Origin of the sequence: Mycobacterium sp. TY815 (assembly GCF_030755135.1) — a bacterium.
Taxonomy (GTDB): domain Bacteria; phylum Actinomycetota; class Actinomycetes; order Mycobacteriales; family Mycobacteriaceae; genus Mycobacterium.
On sequence record NZ_JAUFRX010000001.1, the window covers coordinates 2,963,553 to 2,986,536 of the forward strand.

Here is a 22,984-nt window from a genome sequence, read left to right on the forward strand (position 1 = left end):
TCCTCACCAGCAGGGTAGCCGGTGGGGTCAGTTGCTCGACACTGTTATCCCGGCAGGACCGGCGCCGCGCCGCCGATCATCAGTCCGGCCACTTCTGACCAGCCCTGTTGGTTCTCCGCGGCAGACGCGGAGTACATCAGCACGCCCTGTGGACCGGCGACATAGACGGTGGACGGATTGGCGGCGATGGCGAACAACGGGATCTGCAGCCCTCGTGCGGGCGCATCGGAGTTGACGCCGTCGAGGTTGACGTAGGACACCGGGTGGGTGGCGTCGTTGCGGGTCACCACGATGTCGTCACCTGTTCGCCAATACAGGGACACCACTGACGTTCCGAGTCCGAAGCCCAGCCGCCGGGGGTATGTCAGCGCGAACTGGCCGGCCTGAGTCTGCTCGACACCGGCGAGAATCACCTGTCCCCCGATCACCATCGCCGCGCGGGTCCCGTCGCGGGACAACTGCAGGTCGGTGATCGGCCCGGGGAAGCGGCTGGACACCGCGGTGGAGTCCACCGGGATACGGGCCGGCTGTCCGGTCGCGGGTTCCTGAATCGCCCGCAGCACGTTGTTGGCGTCGACCACCACCCACACCGCATCGTCCAGCGACCAGCTGGGCCTCGACAGGTTGTGCCCGTCGGCGGACTGGACCGCCTCGCCACCGAGGTCGCCGATCCACAGGGAGGCCGCCATGTCCGGCGCCCCGCGGCGCAGTGTCACCACCGATGCCACCTGCCGCCCGCTGCGTGACAATGCGGCGCCGGTCTGGTCACCCATGCGACCGAACGCTCCGGGCAACGTGGTCACATGCTGTCCGTCCAGTTCCACCAGCGATCCACCCACCAGGGCGTGCAATCCGGCGCCGGCGCCGTCGGCCACGCCCGGGTCGGTCGTGGCGACGTCGGAGGTGTTCCAGCCCTGGGCAAACCGATCGTCCAACGGGGCGCCGTCGGCGTTGATGACGTAGGGCCCGCGGATATCGGCCCGCGCCAGCGTCCAGATGATCTGTGCGGCGAGTAGAGCCCGGCTGTGCGGGTCGGTGGTGGAAAGCTTCTCGAGCTCGATGCGGGCGCCGCCATAACCCTTCCCGACGCCGCTCTTGCCGCCGTCGGCCCGGGTGACCGGGCCGCGCAACCGCAGCGGCGGTGCCAGCAGGTTTCGCACCGTGTGCGCCATCTCCGGACGCGGCCCGGCCAGCAGCTTGGAGATCAGCTCGGTGGCCAGCTGGTCGTGGTCGGACACCGCGACGTAGCGCGGGTCGGGCACGACGGTCTTCCCGGTGGGGTCGGCGAAGTACAGCGTGTTGCGTTTGTAGGTCGCCTGGAACTGCTGCCAGTCCAGGAAGACGCCGTTGGGCAGGCGGTCGATGCGCCATCCGCCGGACGTCTTGACCAGCTCGATCTGTCCCGGGTCCGGCAGCTGGCCTTCGGCGGTCTCGAAAACCCCGATATCGGACAGCGAGCCGAGGATGTCGGCCCGCATGCTCGCGGAAACCTTCTCGGCGCCACGGGTTTCCACGAACACCACATGGTCGATGAGCAGCGCGCTACCGGCGTCGTCCCAGGAATTGGAGGCCGACTGGGTGAGGAACTGCCGGGCCGCCAGGTGCCGGTTGGCCGGATCGGCGGTCGCCTTGAGGAATTCGCGCAATAACACGTCGGGATCCATGCCCGGGGTGGGCTTGGGCAGGTTCGACGGCGCCGGTCGCTCGACGGTGCCGATGGCCTGCGGCGCCGACGAACTGGGCACGCTCGCGCAGCCGGCCAGCACGCTCACCGCTGCCATCAGGACACCCAGCAAGCGCCTCATCCGGCGTGCTCCCGGGTGCGCTGATCGGCGACGGATGCGGGGTTGGCCGCCGGCGCCGGCTGCGGGATCGGCTTCATGGGCAACGGGCTGGTGGTGACCTTGTGTCCGCGCACCAGCGGCAGCGTCAGCCGGAAGCATGCACCCTGACCGGGCTCGCCCCACGCCTCCAGACGCCCCTGGTGCAGCCGGGCATCCTCGATGCTGATCGCCAGACCCAGCCCGGTGCCGCCGGAGCGCCGCACCCGAGAGGGGTCCGAACGCCAGAACCGGCTGAACACCAATTTTTCCTCGCCGGGTCGCAGGCCGACACCGTAGTCGCGGACGGTGACGGCGACGGTGTCCTCGTCGGCGGCCATCCGGATCCGCACCGGCTTGTGCTCGGCGTGGTCGATGGCATTGGCGATCAGGTTGCGCAGAATGCGTTCCACCCGGCGCGCGTCGACCTCGGCGATCACTTCGTCGGTCGGCATGTCCACCAGCAGCTCGATGCCGGCCTCTTCGGCCAGGTGGCCGACGTTGGTCAGTGCTTTGTTGACGGTGGTGCGCAGGTCGAGCGCTTCCACCGACAGCTCGGCCACACCGGCGTCGTGCCGGGAGATCTCCAGCAGGTCGTTGAGCAGGGTTTCGAAGCGGTCCAGCTCGTTGACCATCAATTCGGTGGAGCGGCGCAGCGCGGGGTCCAGGTCTGCGCTGTGGTCATAGATCAGGTCGGCGGCCATCCGGACCGTGGTCAGCGGGGTGCGCAGTTCGTGGCTGACGTCGGAGGTGAACCGGCGCTGCAGGTTGCCGAACTCTTCGAGCTGGGTGATCTGCCGGGAGAGGCTTTCGGCCATGTCGTTGAACGAGACGGCCAGCCGCGCCATGTCGTCCTCGCCGCGCACCGGCATCCGTTCGGACAGGTGCCCCTCGGCGAAGCGCTCGGCGATCCGCGACGCCGACCGCACCGGCACCACCACCTGACGCGAGACCAGCAGCGCGATGCCGGCCAGCAGCAGTAGCAGCACCAGCCCGCCGGTGGCCATCGTGCTGCGCACCAGCGTGATGGTGGCCTGCTCGTTGGCCAGCGGGAAGATCAGGTACAGCTCGAGGTTCGCCACCCGCGACGACGTCGGAGTGCCGACGATCAACGCCGGACCGGAGAAGCCCTCGGTGTGCACCGTCGCGTACTGGTAGGCGGCCTGGCCGGCTTTGACGAAGCCGCGTAGCGCGTTGGGCACCTGGTCGACCGGGCCTGCGGTCGAGGCGGCCCGCGGCCCGTCGCCGGGCACCATGAGCACGGCGTCGAAAGCTCCCGCCAGGCCGGCACCGGAGGCGGGATCGGTTTTCGAGGTCAGCGTGTTGCGGGCCAGCTGCAGGCTGCTGTCCAGCGAGCGCGTTTCTTCACCGTTGACGATGCCGCTGACGGTGTTGCGGGCCCGCTCGATCTGATCGGTCGCGGCCTTGACCTTGACGTCGAGCACCCGATTGGTGACCTGACTGGTCAGTACGAAACCCAGCGCCAGGATCACCGCCAGCGACAACCCCAGGGTTAGGGCAACGACACGTAACTGCAGGGATCGACGCCAGACCACGGCGACGGCTCGGCTCACAGCGCTCAAGCCGCGCGGCAAAGGGCCGGAACGCCCCCAGCGACCTCGACTACGTCGTGGCGAGCGCCAGATCACCTACACCGCACTTCCCCGGCCGGATCACGGGGGGCCGGCCTTGTAACCCACTCCTCGAACGGTCAGAACCACGGTCGGGTTCTCGGGATCCTTTTCGACCTTGGCGCGCAGGCGCTGGACGTGCACGTTCACCAGGCGGGTGTCCGCCGGGTGCCGGTAGCCCCAGACCTGTTCGAGCAGCACATCACGAGTAAACACCTGGCGAGGTTTACGCGCCAACGCGACCAACAGGTCGAATTCCAGGGGCGTGAGGGAGATCTGCTCGCCGTTGCGGGTGACCTTGTGGGCCGGCACGTCGATGTCCACGTCGGCGATGGACAGCATTTCGGCCGGCTCGTCGTCGTTGCGACGTAGGCGTGCCCGCACCCGCGCGACCAGCTCCTTGGGCTTGAAGGGCTTCATGATGTAGTCGTCGGCGCCGGATTCCAGGCCGAGCACCACGTCCACGGTGTCGGTCTTGGCCGTCAGCATGACGATCGGCACGCCCGAATCGGCACGCAGCACCCGGCAGACGTCGATGCCGTTCATACCGGGCAGCATCAAGTCCAACAGCACCAGATCCGGGCGCAACTCGCGCACCGCGGTCAGGGCCTGAGTGCCATCGCCGATGACCGCGGTGTCGAAACCCTCCCCACGCAACACGATGGTGAGCATCTCGGCCAGCGAAGCGTCGTCATCGACGACGAGAATCCTTTGCCTCATGGTCTCCATGGTGTCACCAGATCAAGACAAAACTCGGCTACCACACGCGTGTTTCTCGATTGATAAGGCCAAATGGCACCGAAATTGTGCTAAACGGCCGCCTCGGACCCCCAAAGGGACGTGGCCAGAGCGACCGGATCGATGTCTGCGTCCACCACCAGCCACCGCCCGGACCAACCCGCGGCGGCCAGTCCGGCGTACACCGCGCCGGTCCGCCGCTGCAGCCCGTCGTCGCGTTCATAGCTGTCGCGCGCCCGGCCCGGGTCGCTCTCGGCCCGGCTGCGGGCGCGCTGCCCCGCCAGCTCGGCCGGCACCGCGAGCAGGATCTGCCAGTCCGGCACCGGCAGGGCGAGCCGCTCGTATTCGAGCGTGCGCACCCACTCCACCGCGTCCCCGGCCGCGTCCTGATGCAGCCGCGCCGCGCTGTAGGCCGCGTTGGACGCGACATAGCGGTCCAGGATCACCACGTCGTGCTGCTGGGTGAGTCGTTCGATCTCCGCGACGGCCCCGGACCGGTCGAGCGCGAACAGCGTCGCCATCGCATAGACCGAGCCGGCGAGGTCGCCGTGCTGACCGTGCAGCGCTTCGGCTGCGAGATCGGCGGTGATCGACTGCCCATAGCGGGGGAACGCCAGCGTTGCGACCGACTTGCCGGCGACCGCGAATGCCGTGCGCAGCCCGTCGGTCAGGGTCCGCTTGCCGGAGCCGTCGACGCCTTCGATCGCGATCAGCACGGCGCGATGCTATCCGCCCAGCGCCGAATGTGCGGCAGGCCGCACGCTCGACGCTGGATGTGCGGCTGGCCGCACACTCGCGACGGGACCCGGCTCAGTAGCGGTAGTGGTCCGGCTTGTACGGGCCCTCGACGTCGACACCGAGGTATTCGGCCTGGTCCTTGGTCAGCTTGGTCAGCTTGCCGCCGAGCGCCTCGACGTGGATGCGGGCCACCTTCTCGTCGAGGTGCTTGGGCAGCCGGTACACCTCGTTGTCGTACTCGTCGTTCTTGGTCCACAGCTCGATCTGGGCGATCGTCTGGTTGGCGAAGCTGTTGCTCATCACGAACGACGGGTGGCCGGTGGCGTTCCCCAGGTTCAGCAGCCGACCCTCGGACAGCACGATGATCGAGCGGCCGGTCTCCTTGAAGGTCCACAGGTCGACCTGCGGCTTGATGTTGGTCTTGGTGGCACCGGAGCGCTCCAGGCCGGCCATGTCGATCTCGTTGTCGAAGTGGCCGATGTTGCCCAGGATCGAGTGGTCCTTCATCGCCTTGATGTGATCGAGCATGATGATGTCTTTGTTGCCGGTCGAGGTCACCACGATGTCCGCGTCGGCGATGGCGTCCTCGACGGTCACCACGTCGAAGCCCTCCATCATCGCCTGCAGCGCGTTGATCGGGTCGATCTCGGTGACCTGGACCCGGGCGCCCTGGCCCTTCATGGCCTCGGCACAGCCCTTGCCGACGTCGCCGTAGCCACAGATCAGCACCTTCTTGCCGCCGATCAGGGCGTCGGTGCCGCGGTTGATGCCGTCGATCAGGGAGTGGCGGGTGCCGTACTTGTTGTCGAACTTCGACTTGGTGACCGAGTCGTTGACGTTGATCGCCGGGAAGGCGAGGTCACCGGCCGCGGCGAACTGGTACAGGCGCAGCACGCCGGTGGTGGTCTCCTCGGTGACGCCCTTGACCGACTCGGCGATCTTGGTCCACTTGCCCTTGTCGGTCTCGAAGCGGTTGCGCAGCACGCTCAGGAAGATCTTCCATTCCGCCGAGTCGTCTTCCTCGGCGGGCGGCACCACGCCGGCCTTCTCGTACTGCATGCCGCGCAGCACCATCATGGTGGCGTCGCCACCGTCGTCAAGAATCATGTTGGCCGGCTTGTCCTCGTCCGGCCAGGTGAGCATCTGCTCGGCGGCCCACCAGTACTCCTCGAGCGTCTCGCCTTTCCAGGCGAACACCGGGACACCCTTGGGCTCTTCGGGTGTGCCATGCGGGCCGACAACGACGGCGGCCGCCGCATGGTCTTGGGTCGAGAAGATGTTGCACGACGCCCACCGAACTTCGGCGCCCAGCGCGGTCAGGGTTTCGATCAGCACCGCGGTCTGGACGGTCATGTGGAGCGAACCCGAGATCCGGGCCCCCTTCAGCGGCTGCACCTCGGCGTATTCGCGGCGCAGTGACATCAGGCCGGGCATTTCATGCTCGGCGATCCGGAGCTCTTTGCGGCCGAAATCCGCCAGCGACAGATCGGCAACCTTGAAGTCGATGCCGTTGCGAACGTCGGGGGTCAGCGAATTTTCGAGCGTCGTCATAGGGGTTTACATCCTTCTTTGGGGGCTTCTTTGAGTCCGAGCAGGCGCGTCAGCCTAGATACTCTCTGGACTCACTCTAGCCTCCGGCCAATTGCCGTCCTGGTCAGGGCACGTTGATGACGCCGTGGCGCTCGGCGAACGGGGTCATCATCCTGGCCAGATCGGCCGCCACGTCGTGGTCGGCTTCCGGCGGCATCGACACGTAGCTCAGGCACAGCCGGACGATCGCCCGCGACAGCACGCCGGCGTCGTCGTCGCTGGTGGCCAGCCACGTCTGGGTGAACGCCGTGGCCAGCCGCGCCGAGGCACGACTGATGATCGGCGCGCTGTCGGTGGTGATCAGCTGCAGCAGGTCCGGCTTGGCGACACCGGTCAACAACGAGATCACCAGCGGGTCGGCCGCCGACTCGGCGAAGAAGGCCCGGAACCCCTGCAGGAACGACTCGTAGATGTTGCCGATGTTGGCGTCCAGCGCACCCTTAACGGTGTCGACGAGCCGGTCGGCCAGGCGCAGGGCGTAACCCTGCGCCAGGCCCTGCCGGGACCCGAACTCGTTGTAGATGGTCTGCCGGCTGATGCCGGCGGCCCGGGCCACGTCGGACAAGGTGATGGCGGACCAGTCGCGGGTGAGCAGCAGGTCCCGCATCGCGTCCAGCACGGAGTCCCGCAACAAGGCTCGTGACGCTTCGGCGTAGGGAATCCGCTTCACAGGCGCGACCATATCTGTTTTCGGGGCGAAGTTCGTGCCGATCATGACCGGGCGACCTCCACCATGACGAAGTCGGACTTGGCAGCACCGCAGTCGGGGCAGCTCCAGTCCTCGGGAATGTCGTCCCACCGGGTGCCGGGCGCGATGCCGTCTTCCGGCCAGCCCAGCTCTTCGTCGTACTCGAAACCACACTGGACGCACTGGTAGAGCTTGTAGTCACTCATGTCATCTCATCCTTCCTGGACTAGTTCGAAATCGGGCTTCTCGCGGACGGCGCAGTCCGGACAAGTCCAGTCATCGGGGATCTGGTCCCAGCCGGTGCCGGCCGGAAAACCTTCGCGGGCGTCGCCTTTGGCCTCGTCGTAGCGGTAGTCGCAGACGGGGCACTTGTACGCGGCGCTCATGCTGCCGCTCCGTACTTGGCGAGCAGCTTCTTGCGCAGCCGCGGTTGCACATTGACCTTGGTGATGTCGCCGTCGTAGTGCTCGAGCACCCGGTGGTCCATGACCTTGCGCCACAGCGGCGGGAAGTAGGTCAGCGAGATCATCGATGCGTACCCGCTGGGCAGGTTGGGCGCACCTTCCATGCTGCGCAGGGTCTGGTAACGCCGCGTGGGGTTGGCGTGGTGGTCGCTGTGCCGCTGCAGGTGGTAGAGGAACAGGTTGGTGACGATGTGGTCGGAGTTCCAGCTGTGCACCGGAGCGCAGCGCTCGTAGCGGCCGTTGGCGTTCTTCTGCCGCAACAGCCCGTAGTGCTCGAGGTAGTTGACGGCTTCCAGCAGGCTGAAGCCGAAGATCGCCTGAATGATCAGGAACGGGATCACGCTCACCCCGAAGGCCGCGATCAGCGCGCCGAACAGCACCACCGTCATCGCCCAGGCGTTCAGCACGTCGTTGCCCAGGTAGGTCCGCGGGTCCCAGGGGCTCTTGCCGAGCCGGCGGATGCGCTGCGCCTCCAGGTGCACCGACGAGCGGGCGCTGCCGACGACGCTGCGCGGCAGGAACTCCCAGAACGTCTCGCCGAAGCGGGCCGAGGCGGGGTCCTCAGGGGTCGAGACCCGAACGTGGTGGCCGCGGTTGTGCTCGATGTAGAAGTGGCCGTAGGCCGTCTGCGCGAGGGTGATCTTGGACAGCCAGCGCTCCAGCGAGTCCTTCTTGTGCCCCATCTCGTGCGCGGTGTTGATGCCGACGCCGCCGAGCACGCCCACCGAGAGCGCCACGCCGATCTTGCCCAGCCAGCCCAGTCCGCCCTCAAAGCCCAGCCAGTGCAGGTTCGACGCGGTGAACAGGTAAGCACCCAGGATCACGCTGGCGTACTGGAACGGGATGTAGATGTAGGTGCAGTAGCGGTAGTACTTGTCGTTCTCCAGCCGCTCCATCACCTCATCCGGCGGGTTCTGCCCGTCCGGGCCGAAGCGCAGGTCCAGCAGCGGCAACAGGATGTAGACCAGGAACGGCCCGATCCACAGCGGCAGTTCGGCCGCCGTGTGCCAGCCCAGCTTGTTGACGCCCCAGATCACCGGCAGCATCACGAACAACGCCGTCGGAGCGATCAATCCCATCAGCCACAAGTAGCGCTTCTTGTCGCGCCACTCGGCTACCGGCACCTCCGGAGTGCCGTCGATTTGTGTGGTCATACGCCATACCTCCTTGTGTGAGTCTCACCACTTGAGGTTGGACATTACAACCGTTTACGTCTCGTGTCTAGACACAAGACGTTGTTTTGTAAACTAACTATCCAAAATTAGCTCAAATGTCCAGGTCGGCGTCACCCTTCTCGCGCCGGGCCTGGACCGAGTGCCGCCGGCCGTAGCCGACGTAGATCGCGACCCCCACCAGCAGCCAGATGCCGAAACGGAGCCAGGTGAGCGCGGTCAGATTGAGCATCAGCCAGAGGCAGGCGCACACCGACGCGATCGGCAGCACCGGCACCCACGGCGCGCTGAAGCCCCGGGGCAGGTCGGGACGTGTCCGGCGCAGCACGATGACGCCGGCGGAAACCAGGACGAAGGCGAACAGCGTGCCGACATTGACCATTTCCTCGAGCTTGTTGATCGGGAACACCGACGCGGTCGCGGCGATCACCACCGCAACCAGCACGGTGATGCGCACCGGGGTGCCTCGCGAGCTGGTCTTCGCCAGCCCCCGGGGCAGCAGGCCGTCGCGCGCCATCGCGAACAACACCCGGCACTGACCGAGCATCAGCACCATCACCACGGTGGTCAGGCCGGCCAGCGCTCCGACCGAGATGATCCCGCTGGCCCAGTAGATGCCGTTGGCCTGGAACGCGGTGGCCAGATTCGCCTGACCGTGGCCCGGGACGCTGCGCAGCTGGGTGTAGGAGACCATCCCGGACAGCACGATCGCCACCGCGACATACAGCAGCGTCACGACCCCGAGTGAGGCCAGGATGCCGCGCGGGACGTCGCGCTGGGGATTCTTGGTTTCCTCGGCCATGGTCGCCACGATGTCGAACCCGATGAAGGCGAAGAACACGATCGAGGCGCCGGCCAGGACGCCATACCAGCCGTAGTGGCTACCGCCGGCGCCGGTCAGCAGCGACAACACGGACTGGTCCATCCCGCGGCCCTGGTGCTCGGCCTCCGGCTTCGGGATGAACGGGGTGTAGTTCGCGGCCTTGATATAGAAGGAGCCGACGATCACAACCAGGATCACGACCGACACCTTGATGGCGGTGACCACCGCGGAGAACCGGGACGAGAGCTTGGTGCCGAGCACCAGCAGGACGGCCACCAGCGCGACGATCAGCAGCGCGCCCCAGTCGAATTCGATCGGCCCGAGCGCGAGGGTGCCGCCGGCGAAACCGAACACCGTACCCAGGTAGCTGGACCAGCCCTTGGCGACCACCGCCGCGCCGATGGCCAACTCCAGCACCAGGTTCCAGCCGATGATCCAGGCCAGGAACTCGCCAAAGGTGGCATAGGAGAAGGTGTAGGCGCTGCCGGCCACCGGAAGCGTGGACGCGAATTCGGCGTAGCACAGCGCCGCCAGCGCGCAGGTCCCCGCGGCGATGAGAAACGAGATCCAGATGGCCGGTCCGGTGATGTCGCCGGCGGTGGATGCGGTGACGGTGAAAATGCCGGCCCCGATCACCACCGAGACACCGAAGACCACCAGATCCAGCCAGGTCAGATCTTTGCGGAGCCGGGTGGCCGGCTCGTCGGTATCGGCAATCGATTGCTCGACCGATTTCGTGCGCCAGCGACCGGACATCTGCCCGCCCCTTCTCCTCACCTGCAGTTGTGACCGCACAGTACTGGGTACTCTGCGGGAATGGTGGGGAGCGTAGAGAACAAAAATCATGCGGTGGTGATCGGTGCGAGCATCGCGGGGCTGTCGGCGGCCCGGGTGCTGTCCGACTACTACGAGCGGGTGACCGTCTTCGAACGGGACGACCTGCCGAGTGCACCGGCCAACCGCGCGACCGTCCCTCAGGACCGTCACCTGCACATGCTGATGGCGCGCGGCGCCAACGAGTTCGAGAGCCTGTTTCCCGGTCTGCTGAATGACATGGTGGCGGCCGGTGTGCCGATGCTGGAGAACCGCCCGGACTGCATCCACCTGGGCGCCGCCGGTCACGTGCTGGGCACCGGGCACACGCTGCGTGACGAGTTCACCGCCTACGTACCAAGCCGCCCGCATCTGGAGTGGCAGATCCGGCGCCGCGTCTTGGAGATCGACAACGTCGAGATCGTCCGGCGCCCGGTCGCCGAGCCTCGTTTCGAACCTGCCGCGCAACGGGTCACCGGAGTGCTGCTGGACCCTGCCGTGCGCGGTGAGGAACCCGAATTCATAGCCGCGGATCTGGTGGTCGACGCGGCCGGACGCGGCACCCGACTGCCCGTGTGGTTGGACCAGTGGGGTTATCAGCGTGCTCCGGAAGCCACGGTCGACATCGGAATCAATTACGCCACACACCAATTCCGCATGCCCGAGGGCTTGATCGCGGAAAAGGTGGTGGTCGCCGGCGCCTCGCACGACAAGTCGCTGGGGCTGGGCATGCTGTATTACGAGGACGGCACCTGGGTGCTCACGACCTTCGGCGTGGCGCACGAAAAGCCGCCGCGCACCTTCCCCGAAATGCTCGCGCTGGCAGACGATCTGCTGCCGGAACATTTCAACAAAGCGCTGGCACAGGCCGAACCACTCGGTGAGCCGGCGTATCACGCCTTCCCGGTGAGCAGATGGCGTCGCTACCACAAGCTGGAGCGGTTCCCGGCCGGGATCATCCCGTTCGGTGACGCCGTGGCCAGCTTCAACCCGACGTTCGGACAGGGCATGACGATGACGTCGATCCAGGCCGGCAACCTGCGCCGGGCACTGGAGTCACCGGACGGGGATCTGGCAGCGACGCTCGCCCGATTCACTGCCAAGACGACGTTCCCGGTGTGGATGATGAACGCCATCGGCGACGTGGCTCTGCATCATGCGACCGGTCACCCGGAGCCGCGGTGGTGGCGCGCGGTCGGCGGTCTTTTCGATCAGTTCCTCGGGGCCGCCGAGACGGATCCTGTTCTGGCGGAATGGTTTTTGCGCCGGTTCTCGCTGCTGGACAGTCTGTACATGATTCCGCCGGCCCGGTTGATCGGGCGAACCATGGCGCACAACATGCGGCTGTGGATGAAGGAGCGCCGGGAGTTACGCGCTCAGGGTCGGCAGCGCGGGTTGGTCACAAGCCCACGGTAGCCCGGAACAACTTTGCCGGGCGCTCCGCGGACAGCCGGATCGGGCCGTCGTCGGCGCCGACCCACGCAGCCGCGCCGCGATCGAGCGTCACCGACCCGGATTTGCCGTAGACAGTCAGAGATCCCTCCGCGCACAACAGGATCTGCGGCCCGTCGTGGCTGCACGGCGCGTCGACCTCGTGCCCGAGGTGATCGCCGTCGAGCACCAGCAGCGCCAGCGCGAACTCGTCGGTCGGAGTGTCGTAGACGCGCTCCAGGCCGTCGCGGTGCACCGACGGGCGCAGGTGCGCTTCGGGGGTCGGCGTGAAGTCCAGCACCCGGAGCAGCTCGGGCACGTCGACGTGCTTGGGCGTGAGTCCGCCGCGTAATACGTTGTCGGAGTTGGCCATCACCTCCACCGCGAAACCGCGCAGGTAGGTGTGCAGGTTGCCGGCCGGCAGGAAGATCGCCTCGCACGGGGCCAGGGTGATGCGATTGAGCAGCAGCGCCGCGAGCACCCCGGCGTCACCGGGGTAGCGCTCCCCCAGTTCCAGCAGCGTCTTCACTTCGGCCGCGAATTCCGTTGCCCCGGAACTGATGTACTGGATCGCGCCGTCGAGCACCGCAGGCACCAGCACGTCGAGGTCGGGCTGGGGCGCGGTGATCCACGTCGTGAACAGCGCGCGCAGGCCGTCCGCATCGCTCTGGTCATCGGACCCGGCACTGAGCAACTCGATGAACGGATCGAGATCGGACACGTTCAGCGCCCGCAGCAATTCGACGGTCCGCGAGGCCTGACGGAAACCGGCGAGCGCTTCGAAGGGCTGCAACGCCACCAGCAGTTCCGGCTTGTGGCTGGTGTCGCGGTAGTTGCGCACGGGCGAGTTCACCGGGATGCCCAGCCGCTCTTCGCGGGCGAAACCCTCAAGGGCCTGCGCCGCACTAGGGTGTGCCTGCAGCGACAACGGCTCGTCGGCGGCGAGCACCTTGACCAGGAAGGGCAGCACGTCACCGAACCGCGCCCGCAAGGTGGGCCCGAGCTGACCATCCGGGTCAGAGGTTAGTGCGGCCAGCAACGAGGCTTCGCCGTTCGGCGTCTCCAGCCAGGCCGGGTCACCGGGATGGGCGCCGAACCACAGCTCGGCTTCGGGATGCGCGGCAGGCACCGGCCGTCCGGTGAATTCGGCGAGAGCGGTGCGTGATCCCCAGGCGTACGTCCGTAACGCTCCGCGTAGCAGTTCCACCGTTTATCTATCCCCGTGCCAGTCGCAGGTAAACCGCGGCCATCTCCAGCCGAACGGCCAATACTGCCAGTTGCTGCTCGGCGCGGGCCGCGGCGGTCGGCGGCGGGGGTCCGTCCTGCATGTCTTCGGCACCGATCAGATAGACGTCGTCGAGTCCGGCCACCCGGGCGGACACCACCGTCCGCTCGGCGGCCAGCGTCAGTGCCAGGACCCGCAACCGCTGGGGCAGCGGACCGTCGATCTGCTCGTCGTGGAACAGCGCATCGGCAGGGTCGGCGAAGCCGCTCGGTCCGTTGCGCAGTGCCGCCACCGCGTCGCCCAGGCCCGCGGCCGCCGCGGCCTGCTGCGCGACCCGCAGCAGCACCGCACTACCGTGCCGGGCCAGGGCCAGGGTCGCCGCGTTGTCACCGGCCAGCGCGACCCGGCAGTCGGTCATCCGGGCGGCCAATGTCTTGGCGGGGTTGGTGAACAGGTCGCGGCCTGCGCTGTTGCGCAATGCCTCGGCGTCGAGTTCGTCGGCCAGCGCGGCCAGATCGATGGTCAGCCGCGAATCGACGGTTTGCAGCACCGCCAGCCCGGCCGCCAGGTACCGGCACAACCCGAACTCCTCGGGACCCGGCAAGCGCGGCGACAACACCGCGACCCGGCCGGCGGTGGAATCGCGCAGGGGACCCTCGAACGGCGCCACCACCACGACCCGCGCGCCCCGGCGCACTCCGGTGGCGGCCGCGCCCACCAGCGCGGGATCACCGGGATCGTCACCGGCGACAATCAGCACATCCAGCGGACCGACCCACGGCGGCGCTTCGGTGACGAGAACAATCGGCTCGGCGGCCGCGGTGGCCAGCGTCGCCGCCAACAATGCGCCGGCGGTTTCCGCTGCGCCGCGACCGGCCACCCAGATCACGCTGCGCACCCGGTCCTCACCGCGCAGCGAGTCCAGTTCGCCTTCACTGAGAGCGGCCGCGACGGAACGCACCTGCGCGCCGGCCATCGACGCCGCGCGCAGCAGCCCGTCCCGGTCGGCGGCGATCAGGCCGTCAGCGTCCTCGAGATCGACGGCCCCCACGGCACTCACGGTCCGGCTCCGCTTGCCTGCGCGGCGATTTCGGCGCTCACCTGTGCGACCACGGCGTCCACATCCTCGATGCTGCGCCCCTCCACATTCAGCCGCAAGAGCGGTTCGGTGTTCGAGCTCCGCAGGTTGAACCAGCTGCCGTCGCCCAGGTCCACGGTGACACCGTCCAGATGGTCGATGGACTGGATCCGGCCCGCGAAAGTCTTCAGGACGGCGTCCACACAAGCCGGTGCGTCGGCCACGGTGAAGTTGATCTCGCCGGAGGATTCGTAGCGCTGGTAGTCGGCGGTGAGATCAGACAGAGGTCGCTCCTGCTCGCCGAGCGCGGCGAGCACATACAGCGCCGCCAGCATGCCGGAGTCAGCGCCCCAGAAGTCGCGGAAGTAGTAATGCGCCGAGTGCTCGCCACCGAAGATTGCGCCGGTTTCGGCCATCAGTGCCTTGATGTAGGAATGGCCGACGCGCGAGCGCAGCGGCGTGCCGCCGCGCTCGACCACCAGCTCCGGCACCGCGCGCGACGTGATGACGTTGTGAATCACCGTGGCGCCGATCTCGCGGCCCAGTTCGCGGGCGGCCACCAGGCTGGTCACCGTCGACGGCGAGACCGGATTGCCGCGCTCATCGACGACGAAGCAGCGGTCGGCGTCGCCGTCGAAGGCCAGGCCGATGTCCGCGCCGGTTTCGCGCACGTAGTTCTGCAGGTCCACCAGATTCGCCGGGTCCAGCGGGTTGGCCTCGTGGTTGGGGAACGTCCCGTCCAACTCGAAGTACAAGGGCAGCAACGTGATCGAGTCGATGGCGCCGAGCACCGCCGGTGCGGTGTGGCCGGCCATGCCGTTGCCCGCGTCCACCGCCACCCGCAACGGACGCAGGCCGGTGGTGTTGACCAGCGAGCGAAGGAACACCCCGTAGTCGGCCAGGACATCTTTGTCGGTGACCGAGCCGCGCGGCCCGTCATGACCCGGGACGCCCGCGATCACGTCCTCGCTGATGGTCTTCAGCCCGGTGTCGGCGCCGACCGGCTTGGCACCGGCACGACAGAGTTTGATGCCGTTGTACGCGGCGGGGTTGTGGCTGGCGGTGAACATGGCGCCAGGGCAATCCAGCTGCCCGGAGGCGAAGTACAACTGGTCGGTGGACGCCAGCCCAATGCGCACCACATCCAGTCCCTGCCCGGTGACCCCGGCGGCGAACGCCGCCGACAGCGACGGGGAACTGTCGCGCATGTCGTGACCGATGACCACCTGGCTCGCGCCTTCGCCGCGCATCAACCGGGCAAACGCCGCCCCGACATCGGTGACCAGCGCCTCGTTGATCTGTTCGCCCACCAGGCCGCGAACGTCGTAGGCCTTGATGACACGGTGGACAGCCTCGGCGGGCCACGACATTCTGCGGTGCTCCTGACGACCTGGGTGGGATGACTCTTGGCCGCCAGCCTATCGGCCCGGCGGAGCCCCGGACCCAGACGGTGGCGAACTAACCGGGAGGATCCGGCAGTACCCGCAGGTGGCCACGTCGGCGTCCGGAGCGGTGCTCGGGCGGAGCGAGCAGACCACCACTCGGCGCGGTGGCGTGGGCGCCCGCATGATGCAGATGCGCGTCGGCGGCGGTCCCCGCGGAGCGCGGTACGTCGTCGAAACCGTCACTGGCGATGAAGCCGTTCACCAGCGCGGGGGTGCGGGCCGGGGTACGCCCAGAAGCCCCGCCCTCGCGGACGGCATCGGCCAGCGCCACCAGTTCGTCGTCCTCGTCCGGATGGGTGGGTAGGGGTCCGGCATGGCGGACCAGTTCCCAGCCGCGCGGTGCCGTGATGCGGCCGGCGTGGTTGACGCACAGATCCCACGAGTGCGGTTCCCGCGCGGTAGCGAGCGGGCCGACCACCGCCGTCGAGTCCGAATAGACGAACGTCAACGTTGCCACTGCATAATGCGGACACCCGGGCCGGCAGCAGCGTCGGGGTACGTTCACGCTCGAAAGGCTATCGCGGGAAAACGCCACCGCAGCGGCGGACACGCGCATCGGCGGGGGCGATGTCCAACCGTTACCATCGGCGTCCAACCGTTACCATCGGCGCGTGAGCGGGGAAAGATCGGCTCTGCCGTTCGGCCGGCCGGGCCGCCGAAGAGGCCGGGATCTACGGGGTCCTTTGCTGCCGCCGACGGTTCCCGGGTGGCGCAGCCGGGCCGAGCGCTTCGACATGGCCGTATTGGAAGCCTACGAACCGATCGAGCGGCGCTGGCAGGACCGGGTGTCCGAACTCGACGTCGCGGTGGACGAGATCCCGCGTATCTCCGCCAAGGATCCCTACAGCGTGCAGTGGCCGCCGGAGGTGATCGCCGACGGTCCGATCGCGCTGGCCCGGTTGATACCGGCCGGTGTCGACGTCCGCGGAAATGCCACGCGGGCGCGAATTGTGTTGTTCCGCAAGCCCATTGAGCGACGAGCCAAAGACACCGTCGAACTCGGCGACTTGCTGCATGAAATCCTGGTGGCCCAGGTGGCGATCTATCTGGACGTGGAACCCTCAGTCATCGACCCCTCGATCGACGACTGAGCTACAGACCTCGGATCAGATGATGCCGCGCTTGAGGCGGCGACGTTCGCGTTCGGACAGACCACCCCAGATGCCGAACCGCTCGTCGTGCGCGAGGGCGTACTCCAGGCACTCGTGCCGGACCTCACAACCCAGGCAGATCTTCTTGGCCTCGCGGGTGGACCCGCCCTTCTCCGGGAAGAAGGCTTCGGGGTCGGTCTGGGCGCACAGCGCCTTGTCCTGCCATTGGTCGGCGGGGATCTCCTCGATCGGCTCCGGTTCGAATGCGGCAGGCGCATCGGGAACCACGCTCAGATGAGGACGGACGTGCGGCATGTAGGTTTCAGCCGGCTCGGGAGTGGTGTGCGGTGTGCCTGCCGTTACTCCCCGAAGGTACTCATAGGACATGCTCCGCCTCCTCACTAATAGAGAGTGAAATGGTTTCCCACTGTTTTGATGTACAGATGCCCAATTCGAACAAGTGATCGAATCTCGGTCTGCGACACCGGAACCGGCCGGCCAACCGGGAAATGACACTGATGTGATTAGACACGGGCCAGGGACCCTGGTCAAGCACTTCGGCGCATTTCCATACCATCTCGTGATCGAATTTCGGCGATTCTGTTGTCCGCGAAGCACGGCGTGTCGAGTACGAATTGATCACAAGTCCCTTGCGCCACATTGGTTACCAAGATTCACCCCACCCTAACGTGTCCCGGCGGGCAGGTACTGTCCTGGTGTGAAAGTCACCGTTCTGGTCGGGGGAGTCGGGGGCGCCCGCTTCCTGCTCGGCGTGCAGCGGTTGCTCGGCCTGGGCCAGTTTGCTCAGGGTGAGGATGCCGGCCACGAACTGAATGCGGTCGTCAACATCGGCGACGACGCGTGGATCCACGGCGTGCGCATCTGCCCGGACCTCGACACCTGTATGTACACCCTCGGCGGTGGCGTGGACCCGGAGCGGGGCTGGGGCCACCGCGACGAAACCTGGCATGCCAAAGAGGAACTCGCCCGCTACGGCGTGCAGCCCGACTGGTTCATGCTCGGCGACCGCGACCTGGCCACCCACCTGGTGCGGACCCAGATGCTCAACGCAGGCTATCCGCTGTCGCAGATCACCACGGCACTGTGCGACCGGTGGCAACCCGGCGCACGGTTGCTGCCGGCCAGCGACGACCGGTGTGAAACGCATGTGGTGATCACGGATCCGGCCGACGGAAACCGGCGGGCCATCCACTTCCAGGAGTGGTGGGTACGGCACCGCGCTCAGGTGCCCACCCACAGCTTCGCGTTCGTCGGCGCCGAAAAGGCCACCGCGACAACCGAAGCGGTGGCAGCCATCGCCGAAGCCGACGTCATCCTGGTGGCGCCGTCCAATCCGGTGGTCAGCGTCGGCGCCATTCTGGCGGTGCCCGGGATCCGTGGCGCGTTGCGGTCGGCCCCCGCCCCCGTTGTCGGCTACTCCCCCATCATCGGCGGAAAGCCGTTGCGCGGCATGGCCGATGCCTGCCTGTCCGTGATCGGGGTGGACTCCACCGCGGAGGCGGTCGGCCGGCATTACGGCGCCCGCAGCGCCACCGGGATACTGGACTGCTGGTTGGTGCACGACGGCGACAACGCGCAGATCGACGGTGTCGCGGTACGTGCGGTCCCGCTGTTGATGACCGACCCGGAGGCGACCGCCGAGATGGTGCGTGCCGGGCTGGACCTCGCGGGCGTGACGGTGTGACCGCCCTGCCGCCGGCCGGCGAGCACGGCGCCGCGGCCACCGTCGAAATCCTGCCCGTCACCGGGCTTCCCGAGTTCCGTCCCGGCGACGACCTGAGCGCCGCGCTCAGTGCGGCAGCGCCGTGGCTGCGCGACGGCGACGTGGTCGTGGTCACCAGCAAGGTGGTGTCCAAGGCCGAGGGCCGGCTGGTACCGGCGCCCGAGGATGACGAGGAACGAGACCGGTTGCGCCGCAAGCTGGTCGACGAAGAGGCCGTTCGGGTGCTCGCGCGCAAAGAGCGGACGTTGATCACCGAGAACCGGCTGGGGCTGATCCAGGCTGCGGCCGGGGTGGACGGATCCAACGTCGGGCGAAGGGAATTGGCGCTACTGCCGCTGGATCCGGACGCCAGTGCCGCCGCCCTGCGGGCCGGATTACGGGAGCGGCTCGGCGTCAACGTCGCGGTGGTGATCACCGACACCATGGGCCGCGCCTGGCGCAACGGTCAGATCGACGCGGCGATCGGCAGCGCGGGTCTGGCGGTACTGCACAACTATTCGGGCGCCGTCGACCAGCACGGCAACGAACTGGTGGTCACCGAGGTGGCGGTCGCCGACGAGATCGCGGCCGCGGCCGACCTGGTCAAGGGCAAGCTCACCGCCATGCCGGTGGCCGTGGTGCGAGGGCTGAACCCGGCCGACGACGGTTCGACGGCCCGCAGCCTGGTGCGCGCGGGCACCGAGGACCTGTTCTGGCTCGGCACCGCCGAGGCCATCGAGTTGGGCCGCTCGCAGGCTCAGCTGCTGCGCCGCTCCGTGCGCCGGTTCAGCGACGAGCCGCTGGCGCCGGAACTCGTCGAAAGCGCCGTCGCCGAAGCGCTCACCGCCCCGGCCCCGCACCACACCCGCCCGGTGCGGTTCGTCTGGTTGCAGGACAACGACGCCCGGACACGCCTGCTGGACCGGATGAAAGACAAGTGGCGGACCGACCTCACCGGCGACGGCAGGCCGGCCGACTCCGTCGAGCGCCGCGTCGCACGCGGCCAGATTCTCTACGACGCGCCCGAGGTCATCATCCCGTTCCTGGTGCCGGACGGGGCGCACAGCTACCCGGACGCCGCCCGCACGGCGGCCGAGCACACCATGTTCACCGTCGCGGTCGGCGCGGCCGTGCAGGCGCTGCTGGTCGCACTGGCGGTGCGCGGGGTGGGGAGCTGCTGGATCGGCTCGACGATCTTCGCCGCCGACCTGGTCCGCGAGGAGCTTGCGTTACCCGCCGACTGGGAGCCGCTGGGCGCCGTCGCGATCGGGTATGCGGCCGAGCCCGCCGGGTTGCGCGATCCGGTGCCCACCGCGGAGTTGTTGATCCGCAAATGAAGACGTTCGCGGGCAAGGCGGCCGTGACGGCGGACAAGATTCGCGGCGGCTACTACACGCCCGCGCCGATCGCCCGCTTCCTGGCCGGCTGGGTCACCCAGGCCGGCCCGCGGGTGCTGGAACCGTCCTGTGGCGACGGGCGAATCCTGCGCGAACTGGCCGCCCTCAGCGATCAGACGCGCGGCGTGGAACTCGTTGCCGCAGAAGCGGCGAAGGCGCGCACCTTCGCGCCGGTCGACACCGCGGACCTGTTCTCCTGGTCGGGCGGGTGCGAATTCGACGGCGTCGCGGGCAACCCGCCCTACATCCGGTTCGGGCACTGGGCGGCCCAGCAGCGCGAGCCCGCATTGGCGATGCTGCACCGAGAGGGGTTGCGGCCCAGCCGGTTGACCAATGCCTGGGTGCCGTTCGTGGTGGCGAGCACCGCCCTGGTGCGCGAGGGCGGCCGGGTGGGCCTGGTGCTGCCCGCCGAGCTGTTGCAGGTCGGTTACGCTGCGCGACTGCGCGACTACCTGGTGAGCCGCTACCGGGAGATCACGCTGGTGACCTTCCGGCGCCTGGTGTTCGACGGGGTATTGCAGGAGGTGGTGTTGTTCTGCGGCATCGCCGGCGCCGGGCCGGCCCGCATCCGCACCGTGCAGCTCGACTCCGCCGACGCCCTCGCCGATGCGGATCTGGAGGTGCCGTCGGCGCCGGCGCTACTGCACGAACGGGAGAAGTGGACGGCGTACTTCCTCGACCCGGCGCAAATCAGACTGTTGCGAGCCCTCCAAGAATCCGACGTCCTGAGCCGGCTCGGCGGGGTCGCCGAGGTGGACGTGGGCATCGTGACCGGCCGCAACAGCTTCTTCACGTTCACCGACCCGCAAGCGCACGAGCTGGGACTGGTGCCGCACTGTGTGCCGCTGGTCTCGCGCAGCACTCAGCTGTCCGGGCTGGTTTACGACAACGATTGCCGCACAAGCGATTCGGCGGCCGGTCAGCGTACCTGGCTGTTGCACGCACCGGCGCAGCCGCAGGACGGCGCGCTGCTCGCGCACATCGCGGCCGGCGAGGCGGCCGGCGTGCACCGGGGCTACAAGTGCTCGCTGCGCAAGCCGTGGTGGACCACGCCGTCGTTGTGGGTTCCAGACCTGTTCATGCTGCGCCAGATTCACCTCTCCCCGCGGCTGACGGTCAACGCCGCGCAGGCCACCAGCACCGACACCGTGCACCGGGTGCGGGTTGCGGCCGGGATCGATCCGCGCGCGCTGGCGGCGGTGTTCCACAACAGCGCGACGTTCGCGTTCGCCGAGATCATGGGCCGCAGTTATGGCGGTGGCATCCTGGAGCTCGAGCCCGCCGAGGCCGAGCGGTTGCCCATCCCGCCACCGGCGTGCGCCGACCCCGATCTGGCCGTCGACGTGGATCTGCTGTTGCGGGCCAACGAGATTGAGAAGGCGCTGGACCTGGTGGACCGGCGGGTGCTGATCGAGCAGCTCGGCGTTTCGCCGGATGTGGTGGCCCAGTGCCGCGCCGCGTGGCGTGCGTTGCGCCGCCGCCGAACCGGGAGGGGGACGCGATGAGCGTGCGGGACTCGGTGATCGCGCTGCTCACCGACTGGCAGGCACCCAACCCGGCTCAGGACTCGCTGGCCGAGGCGGTGCTGGCGTTCGTGCTCGCCCGCACCGACTCCTGCCTGCGCGAGTGCGAACCAGGACACGTCACCGCATCGACTCTGGTGCTCGACGACACCGGCACGCGGGTGTTGCTCACGCTGCACCCGCGCCTTGGCCGCTGGGTGCAGCTGGGCGGGCACTGCGAGGACGACGATCCCGAGATCCTCGCCGCCGCCCACCGGGAAGCGACCGAGGAATCCGGCGTCTCCGGCCTGTGGTTGCGGCCCGAACTGGCCGCGGTGCACGTGCATCCGGTGACCTGCTCGCTGGGAGTGCCGACGCGGCACCTTGACCTGCAGTTCGTCGCGCACGCCCCGGCCGGCGCGCAGATCGTGGTCAGCGACGAGTCCGACGACCTGCGGTGGTGGCCGGCCGACGAGCTGCCGCCGGGCACGGATCATGCGCTGGAATACCTGGTGCGCCAAGCCCTGAGCCGGGCTCAGACGTCCGAGGAGTAGCGGATCCCGCCGTCGGGGATTGAGACGCCGGGCCACACCCGGGCACCACGCAACAGCTCGCAGCGCGCTCCGATGTCGGCGCCGTCGCCGATCACGCCGTCGCGGATCAGCGCCCGCGGGCCGATGCGGGCGCCGAAGCCGATGATCGAGCGCTCGATCACGCAGCCGGCCTCCACCTTCACCCCGTCGAAGATGACCGCGCCGTCCAGCCGGGCACCGGGACCGATCTCGGCGCCGCGCCCCACTACCGTGCCGCCGATGAGCAGTGCCCCCGGGGCCACGGCGGCGCCGTCGTGCACCAAACTCTCCCCGCGCTGTCCGTGCAGTGCCGGCGACGGGGCGATGCCGCGCACCAGGTCCGCCGAGCCGCGCACGAAGTCCTCCGGGGTGCCCATGTCACGCCAGTAGGTCGCGTCGACGTAGCCGCACACTTTGACGTCCGGGTCGGACAGCAGGGCCGGGAACACTTCGCGCTCCACCGACACCTCGCGGCCGCGCGGGATCCGGTCGATGATCCGGCGCTGGAAGACGTAGCAGCCGGCATTGATCTGATCGGTCGGCGGATCCTGAGTCTTCTCCAGGAACGCCGTGACGCGGCCGTCGCTGTCGGTGGGCACGCAACCGAAGGCCCGGGGATCGCTCACCCGCACCAGGTGCAGCGTGACGTCCGCCTGGTGTTCACGGTGAAAGGCCAGCAACTGGCCCAGATCGGTGCCGGACAGCACGTCGCCGTTGAACACCATGACGGTGTCGTGGCGCAGCTTTTCGGCCACGTTGGCGATGCCGCCGCCGGTGCCCAGCGGCTTCTCCTCGGTCACGTAGTCGATCTGCAGTCCGAGCTTGGAGCCGTCGCCGAATTCGGCCTCGAACACCTCGGCCCGGTAGGAGGTACCGAGCACCACATGCTCGATGCCGGCGGCGGCTATTCGCGACAACAGGTGGGTCAGGAAGGGCAGCCCCGCCGTCGGCAGCATCGGCTTGGGCGCCGACAGCGTCAGTGGGCGCAACCTGGTGCCCTTACCGCCGACCAGGACCACCGCATCCACGTCGTGGGTTGCCAC

General features: G+C 68.1%; 22 protein-coding genes. 6 read left to right on the forward strand and 16 right to left on the reverse strand.

Translation table 11 applies throughout. From position 1 onward, the window contains the following. Nucleotides 1–44: 44 nt before the first annotated feature. From lpqB to QXK92_RS12805, 10 genes are all read right to left on the reverse strand, one after another. A complete protein-coding gene (gene lpqB, locus QXK92_RS12760) occupies nt 45–1,805 on the reverse strand; it encodes an MtrAB system accessory lipoprotein LpqB (protein ID WP_306241973.1) in 1,761 nt (586 codons plus the stop codon). Then, the gene (gene mtrB, locus QXK92_RS12765; RefSeq protein ID WP_306241974.1) at nt 1,802–3,469 is read right to left on the reverse strand and encodes an MtrAB system histidine kinase MtrB; all 1,668 of its coding nucleotides are present in this window, start codon (nt 3,467–3,469) and stop codon (nt 1,802–1,804) included. The genes lpqB and mtrB overlap by 4 nt, the downstream gene beginning before the upstream one ends. 24 nt (nt 3,470–3,493) lie before the next feature. Next, nucleotides 3,494–4,180 (reverse strand): two-component system response regulator MtrA, encoded by a 687-nt coding sequence (gene mtrA, locus QXK92_RS12770; RefSeq protein ID WP_065048905.1) that lies wholly within the window; start codon nt 4,178–4,180, stop codon nt 3,494–3,496. Between the two features lie 80 nt (nt 4,181–4,260). After that, nucleotides 4,261–4,905, reverse strand: coding sequence for a dTMP kinase (locus QXK92_RS12775; RefSeq protein WP_306241975.1), 645 nt, complete (start codon nt 4,903–4,905; stop codon nt 4,261–4,263). A gap of 94 nt (nt 4,906–4,999) precedes the next feature. After that, entirely contained in the window at nt 5,000–6,478 is a 1,479-nt protein-coding gene (gene ahcY / locus QXK92_RS12780; RefSeq protein WP_306241976.1) for an adenosylhomocysteinase, read from the reverse strand. A 103-nt stretch (nt 6,479–6,581) separates the two neighbouring features. After that, nucleotides 6,582–7,199 (reverse strand): TetR family transcriptional regulator, encoded by a 618-nt coding sequence (locus tag QXK92_RS12785; protein WP_172834810.1) that lies wholly within the window; start codon nt 7,197–7,199, stop codon nt 6,582–6,584. 29 nt (nt 7,200–7,228) lie between these two features. After that, nucleotides 7,229–7,411, reverse strand: coding sequence for a rubredoxin (locus tag QXK92_RS12790; RefSeq protein ID WP_055576520.1), 183 nt, complete (start codon nt 7,409–7,411; stop codon nt 7,229–7,231). A 6-nt stretch (nt 7,412–7,417) separates the two neighbouring features. Further along, entirely contained in the window at nt 7,418–7,591 is a 174-nt protein-coding gene (locus QXK92_RS12795) for a rubredoxin (RefSeq protein WP_306241977.1), read from the reverse strand. Further along, nucleotides 7,588–8,823, reverse strand: a complete 1,236-nt coding sequence (locus tag QXK92_RS12800; protein ID WP_306241978.1) for an alkane 1-monooxygenase — start codon at nt 8,821–8,823, stop codon at nt 7,588–7,590. Before QXK92_RS12800 ends, QXK92_RS12795 begins: the two co-directional genes overlap by 4 nt. Nucleotides 8,824–8,935: 112 nt before the next feature. After that, a complete protein-coding gene (locus QXK92_RS12805) occupies nt 8,936–10,420 on the reverse strand; it encodes an amino acid permease (protein ID WP_306241979.1) in 1,485 nt (494 codons plus the stop codon). A gap of 93 nt (nt 10,421–10,513) precedes the next feature. Here QXK92_RS12805 and QXK92_RS12810 point away from each other — a divergent pair, with 93 nt between their 5' ends. Further along, complete coding sequence (locus QXK92_RS12810) at nt 10,514–11,893, forward strand: NAD(P)/FAD-dependent oxidoreductase (protein WP_306244385.1); 1,380 nt, start codon at nt 10,514–10,516, stop codon at nt 11,891–11,893. Here the strand turns inward: QXK92_RS12810 and manA are convergent. The 4 genes from manA to QXK92_RS12830 form a co-directional block, all read right to left on the reverse strand. Then, nucleotides 11,877–13,115 carry a mannose-6-phosphate isomerase, class I gene (manA, locus tag QXK92_RS12815; RefSeq protein WP_306241980.1) on the reverse strand — a complete coding sequence of 413 codons (1,239 nt, stop codon included), beginning with the start codon at nt 13,113–13,115 and terminating at the stop codon, nt 11,877–11,879. The genes QXK92_RS12810 and manA overlap by 17 nt on opposite strands. Before the next feature lie 7 nt (nt 13,116–13,122). Beyond that, nucleotides 13,123–14,193 carry a TobH protein gene (locus QXK92_RS12820; protein WP_306241981.1) on the reverse strand — a complete coding sequence of 357 codons (1,071 nt, stop codon included), beginning with the start codon at nt 14,191–14,193 and terminating at the stop codon, nt 13,123–13,125. Then, nucleotides 14,190–15,581, reverse strand: coding sequence for a phosphomannomutase/phosphoglucomutase (locus QXK92_RS12825; RefSeq protein ID WP_306241982.1), 1,392 nt, complete (start codon nt 15,579–15,581; stop codon nt 14,190–14,192). The genes QXK92_RS12820 and QXK92_RS12825 overlap by 4 nt, the downstream gene beginning before the upstream one ends. Nucleotides 15,582–15,669: 88 nt before the next feature. Further along, complete coding sequence (locus QXK92_RS12830; protein WP_306241983.1) at nt 15,670–16,161, reverse strand: DUF3499 domain-containing protein; 492 nt, start codon at nt 16,159–16,161, stop codon at nt 15,670–15,672. A gap of 127 nt (nt 16,162–16,288) precedes the next feature. On the opposite strand from QXK92_RS12830, the gene QXK92_RS12835 reads away from it, so the two are divergent. Next, the gene (locus tag QXK92_RS12835) at nt 16,289–16,747 is read left to right on the forward strand and encodes a metallopeptidase family protein (RefSeq protein ID WP_306244387.1); all 459 of its coding nucleotides are present in this window, start codon (nt 16,289–16,291) and stop codon (nt 16,745–16,747) included. Nucleotides 16,748–16,762: 15 nt separating this feature from the next. On the opposite strand, the gene QXK92_RS12840 is transcribed toward QXK92_RS12835, so the two are convergent. Then, nucleotides 16,763–17,134 carry a WhiB family transcriptional regulator gene (locus tag QXK92_RS12840; RefSeq protein WP_306241984.1) on the reverse strand — a complete coding sequence of 124 codons (372 nt, stop codon included), beginning with the start codon at nt 17,132–17,134 and terminating at the stop codon, nt 16,763–16,765. 331 nt (nt 17,135–17,465) lie between these two features. On the opposite strand from QXK92_RS12840, the gene cofD reads away from it, so the two are divergent. From cofD to QXK92_RS12860, 4 genes are read left to right on the forward strand one after another with little or no spacing between them, the layout of a single operon-like run. After that, nucleotides 17,466–18,452: a 2-phospho-L-lactate transferase gene (gene cofD, locus QXK92_RS12845; RefSeq protein ID WP_306241985.1), complete on the forward strand. Its 987-nt coding sequence runs from the start codon at nt 17,466–17,468 to the stop codon at nt 18,450–18,452. Between the two features lie 5 nt (nt 18,453–18,457). Continuing rightward, the gene (locus QXK92_RS12850) at nt 18,458–19,807 is read left to right on the forward strand and encodes a coenzyme F420-0:L-glutamate ligase (protein ID WP_306244388.1); all 1,350 of its coding nucleotides are present in this window, start codon (nt 18,458–18,460) and stop codon (nt 19,805–19,807) included. Continuing rightward, nucleotides 19,804–21,372 (forward strand): class I SAM-dependent methyltransferase, encoded by a 1,569-nt coding sequence (locus QXK92_RS12855; RefSeq protein ID WP_306241986.1) that lies wholly within the window; start codon nt 19,804–19,806, stop codon nt 21,370–21,372. Before QXK92_RS12850 ends, QXK92_RS12855 begins: the two co-directional genes overlap by 4 nt. Further along, complete coding sequence (locus tag QXK92_RS12860; protein WP_306241987.1) at nt 21,369–21,923, forward strand: NUDIX hydrolase; 555 nt, start codon at nt 21,369–21,371, stop codon at nt 21,921–21,923. Before QXK92_RS12855 ends, QXK92_RS12860 begins: the two co-directional genes overlap by 4 nt. On the opposite strand, the gene QXK92_RS12865 is transcribed toward QXK92_RS12860, so the two are convergent. After that, complete coding sequence (locus tag QXK92_RS12865) at nt 21,905–22,984, reverse strand: NDP-sugar synthase (RefSeq protein ID WP_306244389.1); 1,080 nt, start codon at nt 22,982–22,984, stop codon at nt 21,905–21,907. The two genes, QXK92_RS12860 and QXK92_RS12865, sit on opposite strands and share 19 nt — an antisense overlap.

Coding starts and splice junctions, on each gene's coding strand:
- QXK92_RS12790 (WP_055576520.1), bottom strand. CDS start 7,411: ATGAGTGACTACAAGCTCTACCAGTGCGTCCAGTGTGGTTTCGAGTAC.
- ahcY (WP_306241976.1), bottom strand. CDS start 6,478: ATGACGACGCTCGAAAATTCGCTGACCCCCGACGTTCGCAACGGCATC.
- QXK92_RS12795 (WP_306241977.1), bottom strand. CDS start 7,591: ATGAGCGCCGCGTACAAGTGCCCCGTCTGCGACTACCGCTACGACGAG.
- QXK92_RS12860 (WP_306241987.1), top strand. CDS start 21,369: ATGAGCGTGCGGGACTCGGTGATCGCGCTGCTCACCGACTGGCAGGCA.
- mtrA (WP_065048905.1), bottom strand. CDS start 4,180: ATGGAGACCATGAGGCAAAGGATTCTCGTCGTCGATGACGACGCTTCG.
- QXK92_RS12785 (WP_172834810.1), bottom strand. CDS start 7,199: ATGGTCGCGCCTGTGAAGCGGATTCCCTACGCCGAAGCGTCACGAGCC.
- QXK92_RS12805 (WP_306241979.1), bottom strand. CDS start 10,420: ATGTCCGGTCGCTGGCGCACGAAATCGGTCGAGCAATCGATTGCCGAT.
- QXK92_RS12800 (WP_306241978.1), bottom strand. CDS start 8,823: ATGACCACACAAATCGACGGCACTCCGGAGGTGCCGGTAGCCGAGTGG.
- QXK92_RS12840 (WP_306241984.1), bottom strand. CDS start 17,134: ATGTCCTATGAGTACCTTCGGGGAGTAACGGCAGGCACACCGCACACC.
- lpqB (WP_306241973.1), bottom strand. CDS start 1,805: ATGAGGCGCTTGCTGGGTGTCCTGATGGCAGCGGTGAGCGTGCTGGCC.
- QXK92_RS12825 (WP_306241982.1), bottom strand. CDS start 15,581: ATGTCGTGGCCCGCCGAGGCTGTCCACCGTGTCATCAAGGCCTACGAC.
- QXK92_RS12855 (WP_306241986.1), top strand. CDS start 19,804: ATGAAGACGTTCGCGGGCAAGGCGGCCGTGACGGCGGACAAGATTCGC.